The following is a 26,602-nucleotide window of genomic DNA, read 5'->3' as shown; positions in this document are numbered from 1 at the left end:
TTTCCAACTTGAATTCCTGACTATACGTATTTTTAATCTTCCCCATGAAAAAATCCCTCCTAAGTATATACAGTAAGGGGCTTATTCCTAACTGTCTACTCAAAAGGGATAATAACAAACCCGCGATTAGAGATGGATTTGGAGGCTATTTTTTTAAATAAGTAAGCAGAATATGTTGGTTCGAACAGGTTAAACACGGTTATGAGCAGACTAATTCGCTATTCGACTGCGCACCATCAACAAGGTTTGTTCTTTGATCTGTCCGATTTCACGGATGAGTGCGGCTGTCTTGGTCTCATAGGAGTATTTGACATCCAAATCTTTCAGCGAAGCAAGGTTAATGTCGACGGTAAGCAGGGCAGATTGAGCTGCTGCTTCGAACAGGATCGCGCCGATGCCAAGATCAGAAATAACATTTTTATTGGACATTTCCACAATGTTATACGCTTGCGACAATCCGTCCCGGCATACTTCCAGCAGACGCATGGGTACCTCAATGGCAGCGATCACCGCTGTCTGTAAGGAATGGGTACGATAGCGCTTTTCTTCGTCTGTTTCCTTGGGCAAGCGCAGTGCGGTCATGTACTGTTCAAAGGATTGGATGTCTGCGACCATTAGTTCCTCACAATGTGTAGACAATCTTTCCATGCTACTAATGACATCCGTGATTTGTTCATGGATGTGCGCATATTTTTCTCCTTGTGAAAGGTTGGCGGTCATGGAGGTCATAGCCGCGCCTAGTGCCGCAGCCAATGCGGATACACTTCCTCCGCCGGGGGTAGGCGCTGCACTTGCAGCCTCTTTCAGAAAATGTCCGATGGAATTATTCCACGACAGTTCACTCATGAATAAACCACCTCTCTGGAATAGTGTTGCAAATGTATCGCTTTGAGCAAATTTTTGTACAAAATCGCAGTCGTTAAGGTGCCCACACCGCCGGGAACCGGAGAAATTGCATGTACCTTTTCCACAACGTCTAAAGCAGCATCACCCACGATTTTTCCTTCCAGTGTCTCGTTAATGCCTGCATCCACGAGAATCAGACCGGGATGAACCATATCCTGCGTAATCACATCAGGGCATCCGACTGCGACGAAGGCAATGTCTGCATGGCTCAGATGCTCTGCAATATCACGTGTACCTGCATGACAGGCGGTAACGGTGGCATTTTCTCTTTGCAGCATGTGGAAAAGGGGAAGTCCCACCGTCTGTCCGATGCCCACGAGAGTGACATTTTTGCCTGCCAATGTGTGACCGTAATGCTTAAGCAGCTCGATACAGGCTTGAGGTGTAGCGGGATATAGCCCGGCGTCACCTGTCACGGTAGCCAGCTTGTTATCAGGTGTAATTCCATCAATATCCTTATAGGGAGCGATGGATTGTTTAATAACGGAGGCGGAAAGATGTTGGGGAAGCGGAAGTTCCAGCATAATGCCATGTACATGGGATGCATCGTTCAGGCTGCCGATTAGGTGCAGGAGCTCGGTTTCGCTAACATGACGATCAAAAGTATGGAGATGAAATGAGATACCCAGCTTCTCCGCTATTTTTTGCTTGGTCCGGGCATAGTATGCAGATGCCGGATCACCTTCTACCAATAGGGTTGCCAGATGGGGACGGTGTCCTTGCTGTTTCATTTGTTCTACCTGGGAACGGATCGTTGCATACACTTGCTCAGCTGCTTCTTTGGATTTCATGATAATAGCCATAGTCCAAGCCTCCTCTGAATTTATCGAATGTTGGAATCAACAGGGTGTCATGGTCTTGTAAAACGAAAAAAAGTATTTGCACAAGGTCGTCAAGACAGACGAATCCTCTGCAAATACTTCTCCCAGGCGAACGGTACGCTTTTTTGTATGCTCCCTCGTGGTTAATTCCACTGACTTCGCCAGTCACATACAGCGTTATATATCTTATATTTTAGCAAATAATCATCAGAAAAGAAACCCGCGAACATTTGGCAAACAGGTTATGTCGCTTGTCAATGTGACAAATGTCATACAACCGAACTGACGTTTATGACTACAGCGAATACAGCTATCTCCTTATACTGAAGTTAGATCAACATGTACGCCTGACAGGATTAAGGTACGGGCGTCATTTTAAAGGAGGATCATAATTAGTATGACACAACTCCCATTAGCTCAATTGAAAAAAAATATGGCTCCCTACGAGAAAATAAACACGAAATCCAGCGTTCTGCAACTGATCAATACCTTGGGTCCGCTGATCCTATTGTGGTATGCCGCTTATCTTAGCCTGTCGGTTTCATACTGGCTAACGCTTCCAATTGCCATTGTTGCTTCGGGGTTTGTGGTACGGACGTTTATTATTTTTCATGATTGTGGTCATCAATCCTTCTTCAAAAGTCGCAAGCTGAACGACATTGTGGGAACGATTACAGGTATTATTACGCTCTGTCCTTACCACCAATGGAAAAATAGTCACGCGATCCACCATGCAACCAGCAGTAATCTGGATAAAAGAGGCACAGGTGATATGTGGGTGCTTACGGTAGAAGAGTACACAGAGGCTTCCACATGGACACGGCTGGCCTATCGCATATATCGAAATCCTTGGGTTATGTTCGGGCTAGGTCCGATTTATACTTTTTTGATTTCCTACCGGTTTAATATCAAGACAGCCAAACGTAAGGAAAAAATCAACACTCATGTGACAAATATATCCATTGCTGTATTGTACGCACTGTTGTGCTGGGCTATTGGATGGCAGGCATTCCTTCTCGTACAGGCACCTATCTTTTTTGTATCTGGTATGTTGGGAATCTGGCTGTTCTATGTACAACACCAGTTTGAGGATTCGTATTTTGAGCATGATGAAGAGTGGAGTTATATTAATGCAGCCGTAGAAGGCAGTTCTTACTACAAGCTTCCTAAAGTATTACAATGGATTACGGGCAATATCGGGTTTCATCACGTTCATCACTTGAGCCCAAAAGTGCCAAATTACAATTTGGAGAAAGCACATGAAGCGACACCGTTACTTCAAAAGGCGACCACGATCACGGTGAGTAGCAGTCTGCAATCTTTGAAGTTCCGACTTTGGGATGAAAGCACGAAAACCTTTTTGACCTTTAAACAAGTGAAGCCGCTCCTCAGCAAACGTGTTACAGTTACGAAACCCATCCCTACACCTGTTGTAGGCACGGAAAGAAAATAACTTTGTACGGAATTTGGTATGATAAGATAAGGGATATAAGTCATGTGAAGTAGAAAAGGGTGGGCAGGATGCAAAAATGGTATCAGATTTTCCAAAGAAATACGGGACTTAGCCCTTATGTGTGGGTCGTCTTTTATATCCTGCCCTTTTACTTTTTTAGCTCCTCATCTACAAGTCATATTATTCTGGGTACCGCCATTATTTTGGTGTTTTTTGCTTGCTATGTACTGGCTTTTGTCTCGAAGGGCTGGCTCATATACTTTTGGACCAGTGTACAGATTGCCATATCGATTACAATGACGCTGCTGTTTAGCTATATGTATTTTTCAATATTTATCGCCTATCTGATCGGTAATATTAAAAGTAAGGCTGCATTTACGACGCTGTATATTATTTTAATGGTTATTACTATTGGATTGATTAATTATGGTTTTGTTTCTCAGAATCCAGTTTTTATTAAGCAGATTCCTTTTATCTTACTCAATCTGATCGGTGTGATTCTCCTTCCGATTACGAATTTTAATCGCAACAAAAGCGATCGGCTCCAAGTCCAATTAGAGGATGCCAATAAGAAAATATCGGAATTGATTAAGCTGGAGGAACGGCAAAGAATTGCGCGCGACCTGCATGATACCTTAGGTCAGAAGCTGTCACTCATCGGGCTGAAGAGCGATTTGGCCGGCAAACTGATGGATCAGTACCCGGAGCGGGCTCATGTCGAAATTAACGATGTTCGTCTCACAGCGAGAAGCGCGTTAAAAGAAGTGCGGGAAATGGTTACTCAAATGCGCGGCATGCGACTAGAGGATGAGCTACTACGTATTCGGCAGATTTTAAAGGCTGCTCACATTGAATTGACCTTGGAGGGCGACCCCAAGCTGGAGCATACGTCATTAATGAATGAAAATGTGCTTAGTATGTGTATGAAGGAAGCAGTGACCAATGTGGTTAAGCACAGTGGAGCCACCGCTTGTTCCATCACCATTGAGCCGTCTCGTAAGGAATTAACCCTGCGGATTCAGGATAATGGAGTCGGCGTTACGGGGGAAAATGAGGTTTTTCGGGGAAATGGCCTGAAAGGCATGAAGGAAAGGCTCGAATTCGTGAACGGATGTATGGAGCTGCGTTCAGATCAGGGAACGACCCTGGTTATTAAAGTGCCCAATATCACTGAAAAGCCGAATGAGGAGGTGGGGCCATGATTCGAATTGTCATCGCGGAAGATCAGCGTATGCTGCTGGGTGCTCTAGCCTCCCTGCTGGACTTGGAAGAGGACATGAAAGTAGTCGGAAAAGCAAGCAACGGGGAAGAAGCTATAGAGCTGGTGAAGCTGCATCAGCCAGACATATGCATTATGGACATCGAAATGCCGATAAAGAGCGGATTGGATGCGGCTGAGGAACTCAAAGGCTTGAATTGCAAGGTATTGATTTTAACTACGTTTGCTCGCCCCGGGTATTTTGAACGAGCTATCAAGGCGGGTACACACGGTTATCTGCTCAAGGACAGTCCCAGTGAAGAGCTGGCTTCTTCCATTCGCAGTATTATGGCAGGCCGGCGTATCTATGCCCCGGAACTGGTCGATGATGCTTATGCCGAAGTCAACCCGCTAACTGAGCGTGAAAAGACCGTTTTGGCGCTCATTGCTGACGGAAAGAACACAAAAGAGATTGCTGGTGAATTGTATTTAACGACAGGGACGGTGCGCAATTATATTTCAGTCATTCTCGATAAGCTGGGTGTCAGTAACCGGATTGAGGCGATTACACGTTTTAATGAAAAAGGTTGGTTTAAATGAGGGAAAGACAGAATTATCTAGGCAGAAACAGGGAGGCTATGAAGCAAGTCGTAGCAGCTCTGTTTTTTTGTTTTATCCATAGATTTGGTATGCCTTTAGCGTACTTCCTTGTGATACAATAGGATAGTTGTCCACAGGATGGACTGGAGTACAAGGAGGAGCAGAACCGCATGAAACAAGCCCCATTTATAGCCGTTGAAGGGCCAATCGGAGCAGGTAAAACGACGTTGGCTTCAATGCTTTCAACCGAGCTACATTTGCCGATGATCAAAGAGATTGTCGAGGAGAACCCATTTCTCGATAAATTTTATCAAAATATAGATGAGTGGAGCTTTCAGCTGGAAATGTTCTTTCTCTGCAATCGGTATAAGCAGCTGGAGGATACCGGTCTGCAATATATCGAGAAAGCTCAGCCTGTTATTTCTGATTATCATATCTACAAGAATCTGATTTTTGCTGAACGCACGCTTAAGGGTGTGAAGCTCGAAAAATATCGTCAAATCTATCATTTGCTCACAGATGATATGCCTAAGCCGGACATTATCATTTATATTAAAGCAGATTTGGATACCTTGCTGGGCAGAATTCGCAAGCGGGCACGCTCCTTTGAACAGGAGATGGACCCCGCCTACCTGGAGCAATTGATTACAGATTATGATAAAGGCATTCAGTTTCTCGCCGAGCAGTCCCCTTCCCCTCGTATATTGACCGTGAACGGGAATGAAATTGATTTTGTAGAAAACCAGGCACAATTTGAACAAATTGTTTCCGATGTAAAGGAGCTTATATAGTGAACAATTACAACATTCCTGCGAATGCCCTAATTACGGTAGCGGGCACGGTAGGTGTAGGTAAATCCACGCTGACCGGTGCTTTGGCCGGACGCCTTGGTTTTAAAACCTCTTTGGAGCAGGTCGATCATAATCCATATCTAGAAAAGTTTTATCACGATTTCGAAAGATGGAGCTTTCATCTGCAAATTTATTTTCTCGCGGAACGATTCAAGGAGCAAAAGAATATTTTCTTGTCTGGTGGAGGTTTTGTACAGGATCGTTCCATTTATGAGGACACAGGAATTTTTGCGAAAATGCATGCCGATCAGGGAACGATGAACCCAACGGATTATGAAACATATACTAGCCTGTTTGAGGCGATGGTGATGACCCCGTTTTTCCCGCACCCCGATGTGCTGATCTATCTGGAAGGCAGCTTGCCCTCCATACTGAGTCGGATTGAGGAACGCGGCCGCGAGATGGAGATCCAGACTGAGCGATCTTATTGGGAGCAAATGCATCGCAGATATTCCAACTGGATCAACGAATTTGATGCCTGTCCTGTGCTGCGCCTGAACATTGATGAGTACGATGTACACGACCCTGCTTCCATGGATGCCATCTTGGCAGAAGTAGGCAAAGTGATATCCAAAAAATAGAGATTATTGACCGTCCGCGAGGACGGTTTTTTCGTGTTTAACATCTATAAAGCTTTGCACATATGTGCAGGTAGACATACTGAAAATGATCCATCAGGAATGTGGCTTGACACTCATAAAGATGATATATTATCGATTGATAAATACAGGAACATATGTTCTTTATTGTGTTTTCTTATTTATTGGCGTGGTATAATATGAGCAGATGGAGCTGATTCTATTGGTAGAAATGCTGGACCCCCGCAACGATTTTTTGTTTAAGCGCATATTCGGAAGCGAGGAAAACCGTGATGTTCTTTTAACTTTTCTAAATCGTACCTTTGAGGAGGCTGGGAAACCTTCATTAACAGAAATTATACTTCTGAATCCGTATACGGATAAAGACGCCCCGCGTGATAAGCAGTCTATTTTGGATATTCGAGCCAGAACGTCGGAAGGTCAGCTTATTAATGTGGAGATGCAACTTTTTAATAAATATGACATGGATAAACGAACCTTATTCTATTGGAGTAAGCAGTATGCGGGACAATTATACGAAGGCCAATCTTACAAACTGCTGAGAAAGTGTGTAACAATCAACATTTTGAATTACTCTTTCCTGCCGAACAGCCGATATCATAATGTGTTTCATTTGACAGAGGACCGTACAGGCATTCCGTTTAGTGATGATATGGAGTTGCATTTTTTGGAACTTCCCAAACTGGATGAGTACGAGATTCCGGCTGGTGGCAGTAGCTTGGTCAATTGGCTTTTGTTTCTAAAGGGAAGTAATCCATCTCAATGGGAGGTATTAGCCATGAATGAACCTAGTTTGAAAAAGGCGATGACTACGCTGGAGTTTCTAAGTCAGGATAAAGAGGCGCGTTTACAGTACGAAGCCCGACAAAAGTATCTGCATGATGAGGCTTCCATGATCGAAGGCGCAAGGGAAGAAGGTTTAAAGCTAGGTAAGGCTGAGGGAAAGCTTGAAGGAAAAGCTGAAGGAGAGCGCGAAAAAGCGCTTGAAATTGCACGGAATATGCTGAATATGGGGCTTGAAATCGAAGTGATTGCAAAAGCATCCGGTTTAACCGAGTCTGAAGTTCGTGCACTGAAGGTGTAAACCCCAAAAAACTTATAAAGACTGTGGTACAATCAGTATAAATTAAGCTGATAGACTGCAGTCTTTTTTTGTCGAATGAACATGTTAAAGCATGAGATATGACTAACGGTATAGTGGACAAGTTTAGGCTGGAATGCGAGAATAGGTACATATGAATTGTAATGACTCACGGGAAGGATGGGATACTGTGATGCGTTTTGGTATTGTTGGAACCAACTGGATAACAGAGAGGTTTATTCAAGCTGCGATGGAGACGGACGAATTTTCTCTGACGGCGGTATACTCACGCACAGAGGATAAGGGCAAAGCTTTTGCTGACAAATATAACAGCCAGCCGGAGGTTTTTACAGACCTGGCGCAAATGGCCGCAAGTGATCAGGTCGATGCCGTATATATTGCCAGCCCCAATTCCTTACATGCGGAGCAGGCGATCTTATGTATGAATCACGGAAAGCACGTGTTGTGTGAGAAACCCTTTGCGTCTAATGCAGCAGAGGTGAAGAGCATGATCGAAGCCGCGCGCAACAACGATGTTCTGCTGATGGAGGCCGTTAAATCCACACTTATGCCTAACTTTAAAATAATAAAGGATCATATGTATAAAATAGGCCGGGTTCGGCGTTATTTTGCAAGCTATTGTCAATACTCCTCACGTTTTGATGCTTTTAAGCAAGGTAAGGTATTGAATGCGTTTAATCCGGCCTTTTCCAATGGTTCCTTGATGGACCTTGGAGTGTATTGTTTGTATCCTATGGTGACTTTGTTCGGCAAACCTGAGGAGGTTCGGGCGGTAGGTGTACTTTTATCCTCTGGTGTCGATGGCGAGGGCAGTATCGTGATGAAGTACCCTGATATGGATGCTATCGTCATGTATTCCAAAATTACAGATTCCTATCTGCCTGCTGAAATTCAGGGTGAGAATGGAACGATGGTGATCGACAAAATCAGTCAGCCCTATGAGGTGAAAATTCATTATCGGGACGGCACGATTGAGGATCTGACCAAAGCTCAGACGCGTGAGCCAATGTATTATGAAATTCAGGAATTTATTGATTTGATCAAGAGTGGTGAACGCAACAGTTCCATTAACTCCTTGGAGTGTTCACTTACAGTCGCTGAAGTGATGGAGGAGGCAAGACAACAATTCGGCCTTCGTTATGAAGCAGATTTGAAAAATACTTCTACACATTAGTCAGTGGAATGATCGAGATTGCAATGCACAAAGGGCTGCCGATTTTGCAAACTTTGCAAATATACGGTTAGCCTTATTTGGCTTTGTAGCCCTAAAAGTGTAACCAATTATGATGACAGGAGTCAGAAGGTTATATTCATTTTTTATTGACAGATTCTCCTTCTTGTCTTAAGGTGTTAACAATGCAATATACAGCTAAATAATCCCATCTTCGGCCGAACGAAGATTAGGGAGCTTTTTTTAGGGCGTAAATCCGATTAAATCAACCGGATTACTAAAATAGAGCGGAGGAATACATACATTGTAGGCGTAAGGGGGAAGTAGTTTGATAAAGTTTGAACAAGTTAGCAAAATATTTACCTTATCCAATCGTAAGGTAAATGCACTGGAAGAGGTTTCGTTATCGGTTGAAAAGGGAGAAATTTTCGGAGTGATTGGCTTTAGCGGTGCAGGTAAAAGTACGCTGCTGAGGCTTGTCAATTTACTGGAACGCCCCTCAGAGGGACGAATTGTCGTTAATGATCAGGATGTTACTCAGATACGTCCCAAGGAACTAAGGAATTTAAGAAGACGGATCGGGATGGTATTCCAAACCTTTAATTTGTTTAACTCTCGTACTGTGTATGGGAATCTGGCTTATCCTCTAAAACTGGCTAAACTGCCCAAGACACAGATAGATGCTCGTGTTAAGGAGCTGCTGCAATTTGTTGGATTGGAGGACAAAGCGGATTCCTATCCAGAGCAGTTATCTGGCGGGCAGAAGCAACGGGTCGGCATTGCCAGAGCACTGGCGAATTCGCCCGATATTCTCATCTGTGATGAAGCGACCTCGGCCCTCGATCCGGAAACGACAGAAGATATATTGAGGCTGCTGAAAAAAGTAAATGAAAAGTACCAGATTACGATCTTACTTATTACTCATGAAATGAACGTGATTCGCAGTATTTGTGACCGTGTGGCGGTGATGGAGAATGGTAGGGTGATTGAGCAGGGCAGTGTTTTCGATATATTTGCCAATCCACAGACGAAGACGACGAAAAATTTTATTCGCTCTGTACTGAATGATCAGCTTTCACCCAAACTGCTGAGCAAGATTCGGGAGCATCACGCTGGCCGATTGTACAGACTTGTTTTTCGGGGTGGGGCGACCAGTGAACCGGTGCTTTCTAGAGCGACACGGAAGCATAATCTGGATTACAACATTGTATATGGAAGTATTAATGAGCTACAGGGAGCGCTGTTCGGAAGCTTAATTGTCGAGTTAATCGGTGCAGACGATGAAGTTAACAAGGTCGTGGAGGAACTACGAACGACGGTGGAAGTCAGGGAGGTCGTCGATCATGAGAGTTAATTGGGATACATTTTGGCTCAAGGTAGTGGAGGCTACAGGGGAAACGCTTTTGATGGTTGTTGTCACGCTGATTTTTGCCAGTATTCTGGGGCTTATGATTGGTTTAGTACTGTATGTGACACGTAAAGGGAGCTTGTTTGAAAACAAATTTGTGTTTATGTTTCTGAATTTGCTGATTAATATCATTCGCCCGATTCCGTTTATCATTTTTTTAGTGGCGATTAGCCCGTTTACGCGTTTAATCATGGGAACCACGATTGGAACCTCGGCGGCTATTTTCCCAATGACTATTGTAGCGGCCTTTGCTGTCGCGAGAATTGTGGAAAATAATCTGGTCTCCATAGATCCGGGCATGATAGAAGCTGCCAAGGCACTGGGTGCGACTCCATTTCAGATCATCACGGGTGTGTTGATTCGGGAAGCGCTGGGACCTTTGATTCTTGGGTTGACGTTTATTACCGTGGCCTTGATTGATTTCTCTGCCATGGCTGGTACGGTGGGCGGAGGTGGTCTGGGGAATCTGGCAATGACTTATGGTTATCAACGATTCGATACTTCGGTCATGATTGTCACGATTGTTTTGCTGATCCTTTTTGTACAGGTCGCCCAATATGCGGGGAACTACTTGTCTCGTAAATTTCTACGGCGCTAATGGGAACAGAGTATTATACATAACGATTAAGGGGGAAATGAAAATGAAAAAAATATTTCGCTTGGGTTTACTAGCTATTCTTAGTGTAGCGGTTCTATCTGCTTGCTCAGCTAACGGTTCGGGCTCAAATGCAAATGAAAAAGTACATGTTAAAATCGGGGTTTCAGGATCTGAGGACACGTATTGGGATGTGCTCAAGAAGAAAGCAGAGGCCAAAAATATTGAAATTGAGCTGATCAGTTTCTCGGATTATACATTACCCAATAAGGCGCTCGCCAATAAAGAGGTAGATTTGAATTCCTTTCAACATTTGGCCTTTCTCAGTCAGTTTAATGTAGAAAATGATGTGAATATCGTCCCTATTGGTGCAACGATTATCGCTCCGATGGCACTGTATTCTGAAAAATTCAAAAACGTATCGGATATTCCTGACGGTTCCAAAATTGCTATACCGGATGATCCCTCAAATCAGGGACGGGCTTTGAAACTTCTCCAGTCTGCCGGGCTGATTAAGTTGAAGCAGGACGCGGGCCTGTATCCGACCCCGGATGAAATAGAAGGTAATCCTAAGAAGCTGGAGATTGTTCCAGTTGTTGCCCAGCAGACGCCGCGCGTTTTGTCTGATGTAGCCGCCTCAGCCGTGAACAGCGGCGTTGCTACGGATGCCGGGCTCAAGCTGGATGGAGCCATCTACAAGGATGATGCAAGCAGCGAAGAAGCGAAGCCATATGTGAACGTGTTTGCTGCCCGTGCGGAGGATAAGGATAATGCGACTTACAAAACGATCGTGGATTTGTACCATGATGCTGATGTAGCCGAGGCGGTAAAACAGGATTCCAAAGGAGCTAACGTCGTGGTAGACCAGTCTGCCGAAGAGCTGCAGGCCACATTGGATAAGCTGGTAGCAGATGTTAAAGCGCAAAAGAAATAAGAATGTTGAACAGAAGTAGGGTTGGAAGCATACTAATCTATTTTCGAAAAGAGGAGAGATTGCGATGAGTACAACGAATACGGTCGATACACATAGACAGCGGATTATTGAGAAAATTGAGGAGTCTCGTCAGCTTTACACGGAAACGAGCCGGTTTATTCATGCTAATCCCGAAATTGGCAATCAGGAATTTCAAGCTTCCCAGGCACTGACGGGTATTCTGGAGCAAGCGGGGTTTGAGGTAACTCGTAATGTAGCGGGACACGAAACCGGATTTATTGCCCGTAAGGCTTCTGCTAGACCAGGTCCGAAAATCGGATACTTGGCTGAATATGATGCATTGCCCGGTCTGGGCCATGCTTGCGGCCACAATATTATCGGAACCGCAAGCACGGCAGCAGCCATCGCCTTGGCGCAGGTGATCGACGAGACGGGAGGCGAGGTGTATGTGTTCGGTACACCAGCGGAAGAAGGCGGTCCTAATGGCAGTGCAAAAGGCAGCTTCGTGAAGCACGGGCTGTTCGAAGGGATTGATGCTGCGCTGATGGTTCATCCATCCGGTGTGACCCGGCTGACCTCACCGAGTCTGGCAGTTGACCCGCTAGACTTTCATTTTTACGGAAAAGCGGCTCATGCCGCAGGATCACCAGAGCAGGGAATCAATGCGCTCGATGCGGTGCTGCAGTTGTTCAGCGGTATCAATGCTTTGCGTCAGCAACTGCCGACCGATGTGCGTATTCATGGCATCATTACGCATGGAGGAGACGCGCCCAATATCATTCCGGACTATACGTCGGCACGCTTTTTCATTCGGGCAAGCACTTGGCAGCGCACAGAGGAGGTTTCCACGAAAGTTCGCCATATCGCAGATGCTGCTGCTTTGGCAACAGGAGCCACTGTGAAAATCGAACGTTTTCAAAATGAAGTGCGTGATTTCATTCTGAACGATACGCTGGACGAGGTAGTAGGTCGTGAACTAGAAGCGCTGGGAGAACAGCTGGATCGTGGTCCTCGTGCTGGTCTGGGTTCGACGGATGCGGGGAATGTGAGCCATGTTATCCCGACTGCACATGCTTACATTAAAATTGGTCCGGATGATCTCATCGCTCATACGGTAGAATTCCGTGAAGCGGCTGGCTCTGAGAAGGGGGAGGAAGCCTTAGTGACTGGAGCCAAAGCGTTAGCCTTGTCAGGCTTGGAGCTGCTGGTGAATGAAACACTACTGGTTGCGGTGAAGGAAGATTTTAAGCGTACGCATTCATCGGCACAGTAAGCCAAATCCACACAGGGCATAGCAGAGCGGTCTAATATGAGTGTTATAGTTGAAGAGGATATCCTACAGTCTGTTTGGCTGCATGGATATCCTTTTTCATTTTCTTAGGGGATTTCTACTATTGTACTTGTAATACTTACGCCCTGTTCGGAAGCTGGTAAAACGTACATAATGCAATTAACGACTTTACAAGTTTAATCATGGAGTGACTTACAGGAGGATGAAACGGCGATGGCTTATCAAGAAATCAATGGAGTACGAGTATGGGGAGCACCTGATCCAGGGGCATTATCTCAAGCCCATACATGTGCCGAAAACGGGAATGTGATTCAGGCGCTGTTAATGGCAGATCATCATAAAGGCTACAGTCAGCCGATTGGCGGTGTGATGGTGTATGACGGACAAATTTCGCCTTCAGGTGTTGGGTATGATATCGGCTGCGGGAATAAGGCGGTAAGAACCAAGCTGTCTGCAGCAGATATTATGCCGCGTATATCAGCCGTGATGGATGAGATTGCACGTCAAATTTCGTTTGGCGTAGGCCGTGTTAATGCGATTCAGGTAGACCATGAGCTGTTCGATGATCCGGACTGGGCGGTATATGCAGCGATTGGGAAACAAGAACATGACAAACTGAAGTCCTTGGCGAGAGAACAGCTGGGTACAGTAGGGAGTGGCAATCATTTTGTTGATGTATTCGTGGAGGAAGCGACAGGACAGGTCTGGATTGCCAATCATTTTGGCAGCCGGGGCTTTGGACACAAAACAGCAAGTGGGTTTCTAAACTTGGCCGCTGGACGAGAGTTTCTCGGAAAGGCGCCGGGAGAGCATATGGATCAGCCGCCTGTGCTGCTGGATATGAACAGTGAGCTGGGGGACATGTACTACCGTGCGATGCGCCTTGCTGGACGCTATGCCTATGCGGGACGTGACTATGTGATAGAACAAGTGCTTGGTATTATGGGGACCGAAGCAGACTTTACTGTGCATAACCACCATAATTACGCATGGAAAGAACAGCATGATGGGCGTGCCACCATTGTGGTCCGCAAAGGCGCTACTCCCTCGGCCCCTGGTCAAATGGGCTTTATTGGAGGAAGCATGGGCGATATTTCGGTGATTGTACGCGGAAGAGATACGGTAGAAAATCGGGATTCCTACTATAGTACAGTTCATGGGGCAGGTCGTATTATGAGTCGTACCCAGGCAGCCGGTAAAATGAATTGGAAAACCCGCACACGGAGTGGTGGACAAATCACGGACGTACAGATGAAGGAGGCCGTTCGGAACTATGGTGTCGAGCTGCGCGGAGCCGGTACAGATGAAAGCCCGTTCGTCTACCGTAAACTGCGTGAGGTACTGGACGCTCATTCTGAGACTGTGGAAATTTTGCATGAGCTGAAGCCTATAGGGGTATGCATGGCTGGGGCCAACGAATTTGACCCTTATAAGGATTAATAAAAAGACTATGCCCGGCAGAAGTTTCATTTGCCAAGCATAGTCTTTTGAGTACATAAATGAGTATATAATAGAAGGAATTCATTGCTTGATGCGTTTGTTAGTAGCTCTATGTTTACAGTTTGTCAGCAAAAAGCTGTTCTTTAATATAAGAGACGGGCATTTCTTGGCCTGTCCACAGTTCGAAGGCCAATGCGCCCTGCCACAGCATCATGCCCAGACCGTTAATGGCGGTTGCACCTACGGATTCGGCTTGTTCCATCAACTTGGATTTAGCTGGGCTGTACACTACATCGGTTACGATCAGGTCGGAACGAAGCATGGACACATCTTCAATCACACTTTTGCCTTCCAGCGGTTTCATACCAACACCTGTACCGTTAGCGAGAATATGACTTGTGCGGATCTCTTCATGTAGCTGTTCTTGATTTTCCAATGGATAGATATTCGCCTTAACTTGGGTGTGTTTCATATCTTCATTAATAATACGGACATTCTCTTCTGCACGAGCAAAGAACTGATCGTTACGGGCAAAGATTGAAATTTCAGCCAGACCTGCTTGAGCCGCTTCAATAGCAATCGGTGTAGCTGCGCCGCCAGAGCCGACAAGTGTCATTTTCTTACCTTTCAGGTCAATGCCGTGTTCACGCAAGTTGCGAACATAACCAGATCCATCTGTACTGTAGCCTTTCAGCTTACCATCTGTGTTCACGACGGTGTTGACGGCACCTGTAAATTTAGCGCTGTCGTCCAGCTCATCAAGGTACTGTAAAATAGCTGTTTTGTTAGGCATGGACACGTTATAACCGCGTATGTTCAGAGCACGCATCCCCCGTACCACTTCTTCGAGTTGTTCATTTCCTACTTCAAAGGCCATATACGCGTTGTTCAGGCCCAGTTTTTCAAACGCAAGATTATGCATAGCTGGGGACAAAGAGTGTCCGATCGGTGTAGCAAGCAGTCCGATTAATTGTGTTCTTCCGTCAATACGTCCAGCATTTTTCATGATATAAGCCTCCAAGTAATCTGTGTAATCTAATGAAACACTTTTTTATATCGATAAGCAACAAACACAGCGAGCAAAATACTGACTAAGGCAATCGCAATATCCAGAACGAATACCGAGGTAATTCCCAGACTTTTGGACATGCCCCCGGTAGCCAAAGGCATCAGGATGAACGAAAGACTGGCTGCAATATTCACGAGAGAAGTCGTAGTTCCTTTGTTCTTACGGAAAAATTCCGTCATAACCGTGAGGGCAATTTGGAATATGCCTGCGGTAGACAAGCCGATCAAGAATGAACTGATCAAAGTAGCGACAGGATTGTGCCATGTAATTAAAGCCAGCAAAGAAAGCAGGGCAATAAGCGGATACACAATCATGACAGTAATCGGTTTAATGAATCTACCAAGTACCACAGCTAACAGAATAACGGAAACCAATGAACCAATACTATAGTAGCTCAGCAGTTTAATGGCGCTGGCTTTGTCCATGCCCAGAGCCTCTTGTCCAAAGGTAGGAAGCCATAGCTGCACGATCATGAACAATACAGTGGAAGTAAAACCGATAATAATCAGAGATAAACCTTCTTGCCAAAACTTAGGCTTGCTGCGGAAAGTGTCTGTGGATTGGGCAGCCTCGGTTGGAGCCTTTTGTTCCTCTGCTTTGTGGCTGGGGAAAGCTGTCATCGACAAGAAGATACCGTTCAGCAGATAAATCCCTGCTGGAATAAAGAATGAATATCCATAGAACATATCGTGATTGATAAAGAATGCAATCATGAACGGAATAACAATGGCACCGATAGAGATGGATGCTTTGACCAGCACGGTTGCAGATCCGGCTTTTTTTCCGAAGCCTTCAATTAATGCAGGATACGTTCCCGAATCCATCATAGAGTTGCAAAGCCCTGCGATAATGGCAAACACGAATGCCAACGTATAGTTTGGTGCAAGCGGAATGCCGATCAGGAAGATTAAATAAGCAAATGATGCAATAACAATGAGTGGTTTTCTTCCGTATTTGTCTGACATTTTTCCGGCTACCCCGAGAGCGAGCAGCTTACCGATCCCAATCGCTGACACCAGATAGCCGATGGCTGCTTTATCCGTGTTCAATTGTACGGTTAGAAAGCTCATATTCGACGAGAGAATAACATTGATCATACCCAGAAGAAAATAGTTGATGTAAAGCCCTGCTGCCATTCTGATATAAGGATTTTTCATGAGTGTAACTCCCAACTTAAATTTTAGATCAATGGTCTAGGTAGGCATCGTCCACCTGTATTACAGTACGCCTACAAATAAGTGAAATTATTCACATTGTTTCTATGTCTTTATTATATAAGGGGTGCTATTATAAATCCAATGCATATTTCTATCGTTTTTCATAGTTTAGGTCTATAATTTAAAATATGAATTAAAGAAGGAGACTACATAATTATGAACCTGAAGCACTTACAATATTTTCGTGTACTTGCAGAGATGGAGCATTTTACCCAGGCAGCTGGGCGACTATGTATTACTCAACCCAGTTTAAGTCATGCGATTTCAGAATTAGAAAAGGATTTGGGAGTTCACCTGTTTGAGAAGCAGGGGAGAAATGTTCGGCTAAACAAATACGGACGATTTTTCCTAAAGTACGTGGAGCACGCGATGGATGAATTAGAAAAGGGGGAGCACAACTTACGGGAATTAGTGAGTCCAAGCCATGGGAATATAGATTTGGCGTTCATTTACACGTTAGGTTCACACTTCATTCCAGCGATCATTCAAGCCTTTTCAGCTCTGGATGCCCGTAAAGACATCTCCTTTTCGTTTCACCAAGGAAATACGAACGATATTATCCAGGGGTTGAAGCAGGAACATTATGATGTGGCGTTCTGCTCTCACATGGAAAATGAACCGGATGTGGAGTTTATTCCGCTGGCTCAGCAGGAGCTGGTTGTCATTGTTTCACCTGATCATCCATTGGCTTCTCTGGACCAGATTGATCTCAAAGATACGGCAGATTACCCGGTTATCTTCTTCAACAAAAAAAGTGGGATTCGGCCCATTATTGAAAATTTGTTCGCCAAAGCGGGCGTTACGCCACAGATTATTTGCGAGATTGAAGAGGATACGGCAATGGCAGGGCTGGTGTCTGTCAATTACGGGATTGGGGTTATGCCCCGAATTTCATCGTTAGATTATTTTAACGTCAAAACATTGCCTATTGTAAATCCAGAATACGAGCGTTTTATCTACCTGGCCAGCATCAAAAATAGATATTTATCCCCGGCAGTAGTGGACTTTCGGAACTTTGCACTAAGCTACGGCAAGGAGTTTTATCTGAAAACGCATCAGCGCGTCTAAACCTAGGTCCCGCAATATTTAAACTTGATAAATTTTAAAATGTGTTCTATACTTCATCATCGACACAGGTAATGTGAAATGATTCACATTTTAATACTACAAGACTTACTCACAAAAGCAGGTGAATTCATGATGAAACGTTCTTCTTTTCCAGTGGCGACAGGCCTTTATGTAAACTATCTTTTGTTCGGCATGTTTAATATTATGCTGGCGTCCCACATGTCTTTTTTAACAGAGCATTTGCATACAGATCAGGCGGGCATCAGTCTCTTGGTTTCTGCGATGGGATTTGGCAGGCTGTTTACGCTGTACATATCCGGCGTGCTCTCCGACCGTTATGGTCGTAAGCCGTTTATTGTGGCAGCAGGGCTACTGATGGCCGTATTCTTGGTCGGTATACCGCTGAGTCCCAGCTTTGAGATGGCGATCGTACTGGCTGTGCTGGCAGGTGTGGCGAATTCTTTTCTTGATTCAGGTACTTATCCAGCGCTGATCGAAGCTTTTCCCCAATCCTCTGGTTCGGCTACAGTGTTGGTGAGAGGCTTTATATCCATCGGGGCGGCATTTTTACCATTAATGATTATCTTTTTTATGAATCACGACATTTTCTACGGGTTCTCTTTCTTTTTACCAGCCCTCATATTTACTTTGAATGCAATCTACTTGTTCAGAATGAAGTTTCCAGACATGCGGGTTCAGTCACCCAAGGAGCCAGTTGGTGATACTTCTGTATCGAGCGTTGAGCAAGCAGTAAAATTGGAGGCAAATGATCGGAGTAAGCCGCGATTTTGGCAGGAAGGGGTATGCCTTATCTTGCTCGGATTTACCGGACCGACTTTGCTTTATATTGTGCAGTTATGGCTGCCTACTTTTGGACAACAGTTTATCGGTATGACCGAATCAGAGTCTCTCAGATTATTAGTTTATTACAATGTCGGTTCGCTGATTTCCGTGTTTGTATTGGTAATTGTGTTAAGAAAATGGGTTAAACCTGTTCACATTATTCTTATTTATCCATGTATTTCTCTCTTGGCTTTTGGAGCGCTTCTCCTATTCAAGTCAGGGGCTGCGGCCATTATTTGTGCGAGTGTCATCGGGTTTTCAATATCAGGTGTACTTCAGCTGACATTAACCGTAATGAGTGAATTTTTTAGTCAACGAAAAGGACAGATTACCGGGTTTGTTTATACAGCAACCTCGCTGTCATACACGATCATTCCTGTGTTTACAGGCTTTCTTTTGAAACATTCTCAGATATCCAGTGTTTTTATGCTAGCTATTATTGTGAATGTGCTAGGGATCGCACTGGCGGTGTTTGTTAATTTTCGGTACAGTTTAGTTTTTCCAGCAAGTCGCAAATTGTCCCCTAAAATTGTACTTGATACCAAATAAATGACGACTGGACCTAATCATCTGCATGCTTATTCAGAATGCGTTATACTATGAATTATTGTACATGTTCGACTTGAAACTGTAATTTGGGAGTGAGATAGAGATGGCAAAAATCGTAAAGGTGAAAGATGTTCTGATCGGTGAAGGAGCGCCAAAAATTTGTGTGCCCATGGTGGGAGAAACGTTGGAGCAGTTGAAGGAAGAAGCTACCCATTTGCGTACGCTCGACCTGGATATCGTGGAGTGGAGAGTCGATTTTTTCGAGCATGTGGAGGATTTGGAAAAGGTTAAGGCTGCCTTACATGAAATTCGGTCTATTTTAGTAAATGTTCCGCTCGTATTTACGTTCCGTAGCGCTCGGGAAGGCGGAGAAAAGGAAATCAGTGCGGCGAGTTATGTGGAATTGAACCGCACGGTAGCCGAAACGGGGCAAGTCGAACTTATTGATGTAGAGCTTTTTAATGAGGAAGCTGATGTGAAAACGCTGGTGGAAGCAGCACATAAGCATAACGTGTATGTGATTATATCTAATCATGATTTTCATAAGACGCCGTCGAAGGAGGAGATAGTGTCCCGGTTACGTAAGGCACAGGAATTGGGAGGCGATCTGCCTAAAATAGCAGTGATGCCAACCAATACAGCCGATGTACTGACCTTGCTGGATGCTACGCGTATCATGGCAGAAGAGCATGCGGATCGGCCTATCATCACGATGTCGATGGCGGGAAAAGGTGTAGTGAGCCGTCTGACCGGAGAACTGTTTGGTTCGGCTCTGACATTTGGTGCCGCTAAGAAAGCTTCCGCGCCAGGGCAGATTCCTGTCACTGAACTGAGAGAGATATTGACGGTACTGCATAGTCATTCTTAAAGACGCATGGCATTACTGCCAGCCAGCATATATCCGCAGTGAACAAAAAAGGAAGGCTCCCATGCGAGAAGCATGCTGGAGCCCTCCTTTTTTGTAACTCTTAATTCAATCCCCGAGTAGGCTCATACAACTCCCAACCCAGATTCAGAGTTTGGATAATATAGTCTGCGACTTCTTCCGCATCCAACTGATCCGTATCGATCTTGGAGTGATTCACCGCGTAAATGTCCTGTCTGGAACGGAAAAGATCCTCAATTTCCCCTAAAGTCTTGTTTTGCAGATTGGGACGAGTGTCAATCAACATCTTGAGCCGATCTTTCCAGGAATCCCAATTTAAATCCAGGAAGAAAACAATGGATGAAGCCAAACAAGCTTGCTTCACCTCTTCTTGTAAAAACGCACCACCGCCAACGGAAATGATTTTAAGGCGTGTGTTGCTGCACAACTTCAGAATATGCTCTTTTTCGATCTCGCGGAAACGCTTCTCTCCGTAAGTTTTGAAAATCTCTGTTGTTGGCATGTTGTACTCTTGTTCAATCTCCTGGTCAATATCCACGAAATCTCGATATAGCTTGCGCGCTAGATGGGAACCGATCGTTGTTTTGCCTACGCCCATAAAGCCGATGAGCACAATATTTTGTTCTTTTAATGGAATCTCACTATTGTTTTGCACCATAACCACTCTTTTCTCACCAGTAATGTTGAGATGTAACGCTTCAAAGCACTAAATACATTATACGTTCATCAAACGTGTCATTCAATAGTATAGATCACATCAAAAACGAGGTATAGGACGAAAGAGGTTCTGATTACCATTTTGGTGATGTAGAGCATGCAAGCGAGACTAGATCATGAAATTAATAGATGCATAATTTGACGAAAAATCAACTTGTACAAGCATAAAAAAGGCAATATTGTGTACTTAATTGAAAAAAAGGACATATTTTGCCGAAAAATATATTGAAATTACTGGAAGTATGATTATAATAGAGTTATACAAATTGTAAATGTAATCGCTGTATTTACAATTTGTGTTTGATTAATTTATGCGATTCGATAATTTTGAACCAAATACCAAGTATACATATGCAAATAATAATATATCTTTCACAGACGTGTATCGGTCAATGGGTTCATTGAACGAAGGTGGTGATACGGTCTACGCGCTCTAGTCAACGAAGAATTGTGAGACAGGAATAAAAAACTATCTGCGAGAGGGATGAATTGAAATGAACACAAACACAGCTAAAGTATTGAAAAAGGGAATGAGTATCGCTTTATCAGGTATGTTGGTCGCTTTATTTGTCGGCAATTATTCTGCTCATGCAGCTCCAGAAGTCATTCATGAGACCATAATTGTAAAAGCTGGACAACCTTATGATGGTAAAGGGAAGACGGTAGTCGCTGATCCCAAAACCTTGGGTGACGGAAGCCAGAAAGAGGCTCAAAAGCCTATTTTCAAGCTTGAAAATAATGCGGTTTTGAAAAATGTAATCATCGCTGCACCTGCGGCGGACGGTGTGCATGTTTATGGCAACGGAACTATTTCCAACGTAACGTGGGAGGATGTAGGTGAAGATGCCTTGACGCTTAAAGAACCAGGCACGGTAAACATTACGGGCGGTGGAGCGTTCCATGCGTATGATAAAGTTTTCCAAATCAATGCAGAGGGCACGATTAACATTAAAAACTTTAGAGCCGATGATATCGGAAAACTGGTTCGCCAGCTGGGCGGCTCTACCTTCAGAGTGAATATGACTTTGGATAACTCGGATATTTCCAATGTAAAGGATTCGATCCTGAGATCGGACGGTCCTAACAGCAAAGCTAAAATTACAAACACTCGTTATCACAATGTGAAACAATTGTTCAAAGGCTTTAAATCCAGTAATACGAGCGAGTCCGGCAATACTCAATATTAATCGGTATAGGATAGGAGTACGGATATGATAAGGGGCTGTCCAACAGGTCGTATGATCTGATTGGACAGCTCCTTTTTTGGTACATTGAGGTACCCAAAGATGATCCGGGCTTCGTTCGGAACGAGGACTATGATATGATCGTGCTATTACATTTTATACAAAAAAGTTGGGTAGCTATGAATCTATTTCATCAATATGTGAATGCTGACGGTACTTTGAATGATATGCTGGTACGGAATCGTGAAATTTTATATACAGGTACGAATGGCCGGCATGTGGAACGTTTTTACGTGTCATCCTCTGAAAGTTATATATTCAAACCGCTAACCAACGATGATCAGAAGGGGCGGGAGAGATGGGTGTATGAGCATGTACTTCCTGCGTTATCACCGATCTATCCCCGATTGCTAGCCTGTTCTGATGCAGGCGCGGATGGCGGAGGAGAATGGATGGTTTTTGAGGACCTTGGTCCGTTACATCATCTACACGCAGACGAAACCCTATTGCGAGCTGTTGGACTTGTTGCACGGTGGCATGCTTTGCCGCCGGATCGTTTTGCTGGGATGCCACTGCGGGGACCGAAGCCACTCATTCAGGAAATGGTTTCCGAGTTGTACACGCGCAAGCCTGATGTGTTAAAGCTTTGCAGCTCACTAGGATTTTCTAAGCAACAGATGCAGCGTATTTATGTACAGCTGGAGCATCTATCTTTTTCACAGCAGCTTGTACTGTCTCATGGTGATCTTCATCCGGGTAACTATGCGCTGAGTGGGGAACGGCTTATGGTTCTGGATTGGGAGCATGCTCATCTGAACACACCGCTTTGGGATGTATATCACCTGATCGACATGTCCCATCCGTTGTTTCCCCGACGCATGACGCCCGAATTGCGTATTCGTATGCTGGACACCTATGTGGAGCAGCTGGAGCTGTTGGGGATAAGAGTGGATCGAACGGCATTTATGCTGGAATATGGCATGTTTGCTGTGGTATTTTCGCTCTGGATGCTGTTGTTAATCACAAGTGATTTGCAAAGGATTGGAACGGACCTGCATAGAAACGGTGACAAATGGTCAAAAGAGCAATTAGAGGCCCAGTTGGATGAAACGTTAGCCTGTTTGAACCAATGTGCAGCGATGATGGACTGGGGACAAGCCCAACCATGTAAATAGTGGCTTAAGACATAGGCTGTATTTAGTTAGCAAAAGAAGGTGGGGAAATCCATGAAAAAAGTCGGTTTGGTCATGAGAAAAATACAATTTGCTGAAGCGCAGGGTCCTCGTATTTTTGCAGAACGTTTGAAGCAGATTGGGTTGGAATTGGGGGTGGACATTGTATTTGTATCACCGGAGCGCCATGTGAGCAGCCATGATTGGCTTCCGGGCTATGAGCACGAAAAGGGCGACCTGGTCAATTATGACGTCGTACTGGACCAACTCCATGAGCAGCAGATTGAGCACGTTATTTATACGGTATCCGGCTTTACCTATTTGAACATGTTTTTTAAAAACAGCGTGCTTTTTCCGCACAGTTTTCCTGATCCGGCGCTTACAGGCTATGAGATGATGAAGCCTTTTTATCAGATCGTGGACAAGGCTATTGTGCAGACTGCTTTTCTCAAGCAGGAGATGGCCTCCAAGTTTGGCGTAACCGATGTGACAGTCATCCCGATCGGATTTAATGAGCGGCTGGTGGAAAAACATTTTGATCCCTCACAAGTCGTAGAGAACCGGGTGATGTGGATTGGTAGAGATGAGGAGAATCGGCGGCCTGATCTGGTGCTGGAGTATGCGAGGCATAATCCTGATAAGGATGTCTATATGGTGTTTGGCGGTGAACGCTACAAGGAAAGCATGAAGAAGTACGACATCCCAGACAATGTAAAACTTCAATTTGCGTTGACGCAAGATGAGGTGTTTGCACTGATGAACACAGCGAAGGTGTATTGGAGCTGCTCCAAATTCGACACGTTCGCGATGCCGCTGACCGAAGCGCTGGCTATGGGTAAAATCGTCGTGAAGCCAGAGCATCCTTGCTACGGACATATCAGCTCTACGCATTCTTTTTCAGGGAATGAGAATAACTGGTTCGAGTTGGTCAATATGGCTGCCGCCTCACCGCGCCGGGTTTCTAAAGAAAATCAGGCATACGCAATGGAGCAGTTTTCGAGTCAGGTGATGAAGCAGGGCTATCGGGACTTTTTTGATCAATGGTTAAGCTAAATGACGAGGCAGAGTGTGTGGATTTTAAACATAAAAAAGGGACTTTCGCTCAAATGAACGAAAGTCCCTTTTTCTATGACTGTATCTTCGCTATAGCTTCAGTATGAGCTGTTTTGCGATCGATAATGTAGCTGACCAGCATGAGTAGCAGGCCGCCGACAGTGATTAGAGATGCGACCCATGGAATGGCGGCCAGCCCCATTTGATTAATAACGACTCCCCCGATAAAAGCGCCGCCTGCGTTACCCAGATTCAATGCGGAATGGCTGGAGGTGGAGGCAAGCAAAGGAGCTTCATAGGCCAGATTCATGATGCGAACCTGAATACCCGGCATGATGCCGAACGCGGCAATGCCCCAGATGAAGACGGTGATGACGGCCAGTACCTGGCTTTGAAGCGTAAACGTCAGAATAGCCAAAATAATAGCCAGTACAGCATAGTTTGCGATCAAGGACGGCAGCAGTTTCCAATCTGCGAGCTTGCCGCCAACGATGTTGCCGATCGTTACGCCCAGGCCAAACAGGACGAGAATCCAGGTAATGCTATGTTCGGCAAAGCCGCTAATGTCAGTAAGCAAAGGCGTAATGTACGTAAAGACAGAGAACAGGCTACCACAGCCAACTGCACCTGTGAGCAGCATCAGCAGTACTTTTGGATTAAACAGACTTTTGACTTCTTGTTTAAGACTGGAAGGCTTGTCCTGATGAATCACCGGAATGTATCGAATGATACCAAAGAGAGAAATCAAGCCGATCACAACAATGGCTCCAAAGGAAGCGCGCCATCCGAGCTGTTGTCCGATAAAGGTACCAAAGGGCACGCCTATAATGTTCGCGACGGTCAATCCGGTCAGCACCATAGAAATAGCACCTGCCCGCTTATCAGGACGAACCAATCGGGCGGCGATCAGGGAACCGGCTCCCAAAAAGGTTCCGTGTGATAACGCAGTAGCCATACGGGCTGCAATGAGAAGTTCGTAGTTGGGAGCAATGACGGAAAATAGATTGCCTAAAATGAATATGGTCATTAGCAAGCATAGCAGCTTTTTCTGCGGTACCTTGTGGGTTAATACGGTAAGCACAGGTGCGCCAATGGCGACACCAAGCGCGTAACTGGTGATTAACTGCCCGGCTTGCGGAATCGTAACATGAAGATCATGGGCTACATTAGGCAGAAGTCCCATAATGACGAATTCGGTCATACCGATGGCGAAGGCACCAAGGGTCAACCATAGCAAGGAGGGGGGGAAGCGATTAGCTGTCATATTTTCTTGAGTACTCATAAGTTTCTTGTATCCTCCTGAAAAAATAGTAATGCGAGTATATCACTACAGACGATATCTGGCGACTCATTTGCAAAAATTTTACATACTAATTTGATAAGATTTATGCAATTTACAAAAGCGGCAGGAAGGAGCTAAGTATGTTATTTTGGTAGTATGATATTAAGATCGAAAATGACGATGTAGGGAACGATCCAAGGAGGATATAACGATGACACTTAAAGTGGTACATAGTATTACGGATTTAATTGGAGATACGCCTTGTGTACGGCTCCAACGGCTCACAGGGCCGCAAGATGCAGAAGTATATGTGAAGCTGGAGTATTTTAATCCAAGCGGCAGTGTTAAGGATCGGGCGGCGGGCAACCTGATTGCCGAGGCGGAAAAGGCGGGGCATCTGAAGCCAGGAGGCACCATTATTGAACCGACCAGTGGCAACACGGGAATCGGTCTTGCGATGAATGCGGCAGCCCGAGGCTACCGCGCGATTTTGGTGATGCCTTCGAATATGACGAAGGAACGGATCAATATTTTGAAAGCCTACGGGGCTGAGGTCGTACTGACACCAGCGGAAGAACGGATGCCAGGAGCGATTCGCAAGGCACTCGAACTGGGGGCTGAAATTGAAGGGAGCTTTATCCCGCATCAATTTGAAAATGAGGCAAATCCGGATATCCACCGTACGACGACGGCACTTGAAATTTTAGAGCAGACGGAAGGGAAGCTGGATGTGTTCGTCGCTTCTTCGGGAACGGGCGGTACCATTACGGGAACGGGTGAAGTGCTGCGCCAGCATTTGCCGGATCTGCGGATTGTTGTAGTCGAGCCAAAGGGTTCGCCCGTGCTGTCCGGGGGAAAACCCGGTCCGCATAAGCTGGTTGGGACCAGTCCAGGCTTTGTTCCCACCGTGCTGAATACGAAGGTTTATGACGAAATCGTGCAGGTTTCGGATGAGGATGCGATTGCAATGACACGGGCGATTGCTGCCCAGGAAGGGATTCTCGTTGGCCCCTCCAGCGGAGCTACGATATGGACGGCCATTCAGGAAGCCCGGCGTTTGGGGGCAGGCAAACGGGTGCTTTGCATTGCCCCGGATACCGGAGAGCGTTATCTGAGCATGGGGATATTCGGATAAAAAAGATGCGAATGGGGACCAAAGTGATACACGCCCAATAAGTAAGTGGTAAAATAGG

At 45.2% G+C, this 26,602-nt stretch carries 25 protein-coding genes and 1 riboswitch; of the genes, 19 read left to right on the top strand and 6 right to left on the bottom strand.

The window, feature by feature from the left end:
* Positions 1–210: 210 nt before the first annotated feature.
* Both AC6EJC_RS24375 and AC6EJC_RS24370 read right to left on the bottom strand, forming a co-directional pair.
* A complete protein-coding gene (locus tag AC6EJC_RS24375; protein WP_076160030.1) occupies positions 211–846 on the bottom strand; it encodes a cyclodeaminase/cyclohydrolase family protein in 636 nt (211 codons plus the stop codon).
* Positions 843–1,709 carry a bifunctional 5,10-methylenetetrahydrofolate dehydrogenase/5,10-methenyltetrahydrofolate cyclohydrolase gene (locus AC6EJC_RS24370; RefSeq protein WP_444956155.1) on the bottom strand — a complete coding sequence of 289 codons (867 nt, stop codon included), beginning with the start codon at positions 1,707–1,709 and terminating at the stop codon, positions 843–845. Before AC6EJC_RS24370 ends, AC6EJC_RS24375 begins: the two co-directional genes overlap by 4 nt.
* A 113-nt stretch (positions 1,710–1,822) precedes the next feature.
* Positions 1,823–1,906: riboswitch (ZMP/ZTP riboswitch) on the bottom strand.
* 218 nt (positions 1,907–2,124) lie between these two features.
* Here AC6EJC_RS24370 and desA point away from each other — a divergent pair.
* The 12 genes from desA to AC6EJC_RS24310 all read left to right on the top strand — a co-directional run bounded on the left by desA (position 2,125) and on the right by AC6EJC_RS24310 (position 14,369).
* Entirely contained in the window at positions 2,125–3,180 is a 1,056-nt protein-coding gene (gene desA, locus AC6EJC_RS24365) for a Delta(5) desaturase DesA (RefSeq protein ID WP_444956154.1), read from the top strand.
* A gap of 68 nt (positions 3,181–3,248) precedes the next feature.
* Positions 3,249–4,382 (top strand): sensor histidine kinase, encoded by a 1,134-nt coding sequence (locus tag AC6EJC_RS24360; RefSeq protein WP_444956153.1) that lies wholly within the window; start codon positions 3,249–3,251, stop codon positions 4,380–4,382.
* Complete coding sequence (locus tag AC6EJC_RS24355) at positions 4,379–4,978, top strand: response regulator transcription factor (RefSeq protein WP_017426246.1); 600 nt, start codon at positions 4,379–4,381, stop codon at positions 4,976–4,978. Before AC6EJC_RS24360 ends, AC6EJC_RS24355 begins: the two co-directional genes overlap by 4 nt.
* A 170-nt stretch (positions 4,979–5,148) precedes the next feature.
* The gene (locus AC6EJC_RS24350) at positions 5,149–5,769 is read left to right on the top strand and encodes a deoxynucleoside kinase (RefSeq protein WP_444956152.1); all 621 of its coding nucleotides are present in this window, start codon (positions 5,149–5,151) and stop codon (positions 5,767–5,769) included.
* A complete protein-coding gene (locus AC6EJC_RS24345; RefSeq protein WP_322162439.1) occupies positions 5,769–6,410 on the top strand; it encodes a deoxynucleoside kinase in 642 nt (213 codons plus the stop codon). Before AC6EJC_RS24350 ends, AC6EJC_RS24345 begins: the two co-directional genes overlap by 1 nt.
* Positions 6,411–6,615: 205 nt before the next feature.
* Positions 6,616–7,512 carry an Rpn family recombination-promoting nuclease/putative transposase gene (locus AC6EJC_RS24340; RefSeq protein WP_444956151.1) on the top strand — a complete coding sequence of 299 codons (897 nt, stop codon included), beginning with the start codon at positions 6,616–6,618 and terminating at the stop codon, positions 7,510–7,512.
* Positions 7,513–7,702: 190 nt separating this feature from the next.
* Positions 7,703–8,704 (top strand): Gfo/Idh/MocA family protein, encoded by a 1,002-nt coding sequence (locus AC6EJC_RS24335; RefSeq protein ID WP_444956157.1) that lies wholly within the window; start codon positions 7,703–7,705, stop codon positions 8,702–8,704.
* A 325-nt stretch (positions 8,705–9,029) separates the two neighbouring features.
* Entirely contained in the window at positions 9,030–10,055 is a 1,026-nt protein-coding gene (locus AC6EJC_RS24330) for a methionine ABC transporter ATP-binding protein (RefSeq protein ID WP_444956150.1), read from the top strand.
* A complete protein-coding gene (locus AC6EJC_RS24325; protein ID WP_023987133.1) occupies positions 10,045–10,707 on the top strand; it encodes a methionine ABC transporter permease in 663 nt (220 codons plus the stop codon). Before AC6EJC_RS24330 ends, AC6EJC_RS24325 begins: the two co-directional genes overlap by 11 nt.
* Positions 10,708–10,750: 43 nt before the next feature.
* Complete coding sequence (locus AC6EJC_RS24320) at positions 10,751–11,638, top strand: MetQ/NlpA family ABC transporter substrate-binding protein (RefSeq protein ID WP_444956149.1); 888 nt, start codon at positions 10,751–10,753, stop codon at positions 11,636–11,638.
* Positions 11,639–11,702: 64 nt separating this feature from the next.
* On the top strand, positions 11,703–12,911 hold the full coding sequence (locus AC6EJC_RS24315; RefSeq protein ID WP_444956148.1) for a M20 family metallopeptidase: 1,209 nt from the start codon (positions 11,703–11,705) through the stop codon (positions 12,909–12,911).
* A 231-nt stretch (positions 12,912–13,142) separates the two neighbouring features.
* Positions 13,143–14,369: an RtcB family protein gene (locus AC6EJC_RS24310; protein WP_444956147.1), complete on the top strand. Its 1,227-nt coding sequence runs from the start codon at positions 13,143–13,145 to the stop codon at positions 14,367–14,369.
* Positions 14,370–14,484: 115 nt separating this feature from the next.
* On the opposite strand, the gene AC6EJC_RS24305 is transcribed toward AC6EJC_RS24310, so the two are convergent.
* Positions 14,485–15,375: a shikimate dehydrogenase gene (locus tag AC6EJC_RS24305; RefSeq protein WP_444956146.1), complete on the bottom strand. Its 891-nt coding sequence runs from the start codon at positions 15,373–15,375 to the stop codon at positions 14,485–14,487.
* 29 nt (positions 15,376–15,404) lie between these two features.
* Entirely contained in the window at positions 15,405–16,595 is a 1,191-nt protein-coding gene (locus tag AC6EJC_RS24300; RefSeq protein WP_444956145.1) for an MFS transporter, read from the bottom strand.
* A 216-nt stretch (positions 16,596–16,811) separates the two neighbouring features.
* Between AC6EJC_RS24300 and AC6EJC_RS24295 the strand changes: the two genes are divergently transcribed.
* From AC6EJC_RS24295 to aroD, 3 genes are all read left to right on the top strand, one after another.
* On the top strand, positions 16,812–17,723 hold the full coding sequence (locus tag AC6EJC_RS24295) for a LysR family transcriptional regulator (protein WP_444956144.1): 912 nt from the start codon (positions 16,812–16,814) through the stop codon (positions 17,721–17,723).
* Positions 17,724–17,852: 129 nt separating this feature from the next.
* Positions 17,853–19,115 carry an MFS transporter gene (locus AC6EJC_RS24290; RefSeq protein WP_444956143.1) on the top strand — a complete coding sequence of 421 codons (1,263 nt, stop codon included), beginning with the start codon at positions 17,853–17,855 and terminating at the stop codon, positions 19,113–19,115.
* A gap of 103 nt (positions 19,116–19,218) precedes the next feature.
* The gene (aroD, locus tag AC6EJC_RS24285; protein WP_444956142.1) at positions 19,219–19,983 is read left to right on the top strand and encodes a type I 3-dehydroquinate dehydratase; all 765 of its coding nucleotides are present in this window, start codon (positions 19,219–19,221) and stop codon (positions 19,981–19,983) included.
* A gap of 100 nt (positions 19,984–20,083) precedes the next feature.
* Here aroD and AC6EJC_RS24280 read toward each other — a convergent pair whose 3' ends face one another.
* The gene (locus tag AC6EJC_RS24280) at positions 20,084–20,656 is read right to left on the bottom strand and encodes a shikimate kinase (RefSeq protein WP_029517614.1); all 573 of its coding nucleotides are present in this window, start codon (positions 20,654–20,656) and stop codon (positions 20,084–20,086) included.
* Positions 20,657–21,212: 556 nt separating this feature from the next.
* Between AC6EJC_RS24280 and AC6EJC_RS24275 the strand changes: the two genes are divergently transcribed.
* The 3 genes from AC6EJC_RS24275 (at position 21,213) to AC6EJC_RS24265 (ending at position 24,127) form a co-directional block, all read left to right on the top strand.
* A complete protein-coding gene (locus AC6EJC_RS24275; RefSeq protein ID WP_444956141.1) occupies positions 21,213–21,905 on the top strand; it encodes a pectate lyase in 693 nt (230 codons plus the stop codon).
* A 134-nt stretch (positions 21,906–22,039) separates the two neighbouring features.
* Entirely contained in the window at positions 22,040–23,077 is a 1,038-nt protein-coding gene (locus AC6EJC_RS24270) for an aminoglycoside phosphotransferase family protein (protein WP_444956140.1), read from the top strand.
* A 51-nt stretch (positions 23,078–23,128) separates the two neighbouring features.
* Complete coding sequence (locus AC6EJC_RS24265) at positions 23,129–24,127, top strand: glycosyltransferase (RefSeq protein WP_444956139.1); 999 nt, start codon at positions 23,129–23,131, stop codon at positions 24,125–24,127.
* A gap of 73 nt (positions 24,128–24,200) precedes the next feature.
* On the opposite strand, the gene AC6EJC_RS24260 is transcribed toward AC6EJC_RS24265, so the two are convergent.
* Positions 24,201–25,409, bottom strand: a complete 1,209-nt coding sequence (locus AC6EJC_RS24260; RefSeq protein WP_444956138.1) for an MFS transporter — start codon at positions 25,407–25,409, stop codon at positions 24,201–24,203.
* A gap of 211 nt (positions 25,410–25,620) precedes the next feature.
* On the opposite strand from AC6EJC_RS24260, the gene cysK reads away from it, so the two are divergent.
* Positions 25,621–26,544, top strand: coding sequence for a cysteine synthase A (gene cysK / locus AC6EJC_RS24255; protein ID WP_444956137.1), 924 nt, complete (start codon positions 25,621–25,623; stop codon positions 26,542–26,544).
* Positions 26,545–26,602: the final 58 nt, after the last annotated feature.

Source organism: Paenibacillus sp. TY11 (assembly GCF_059772165.1).
Note: the sequence above shows the minus strand (reverse complement) of the source record. Positions and strands in the feature narration are given on the sequence as shown.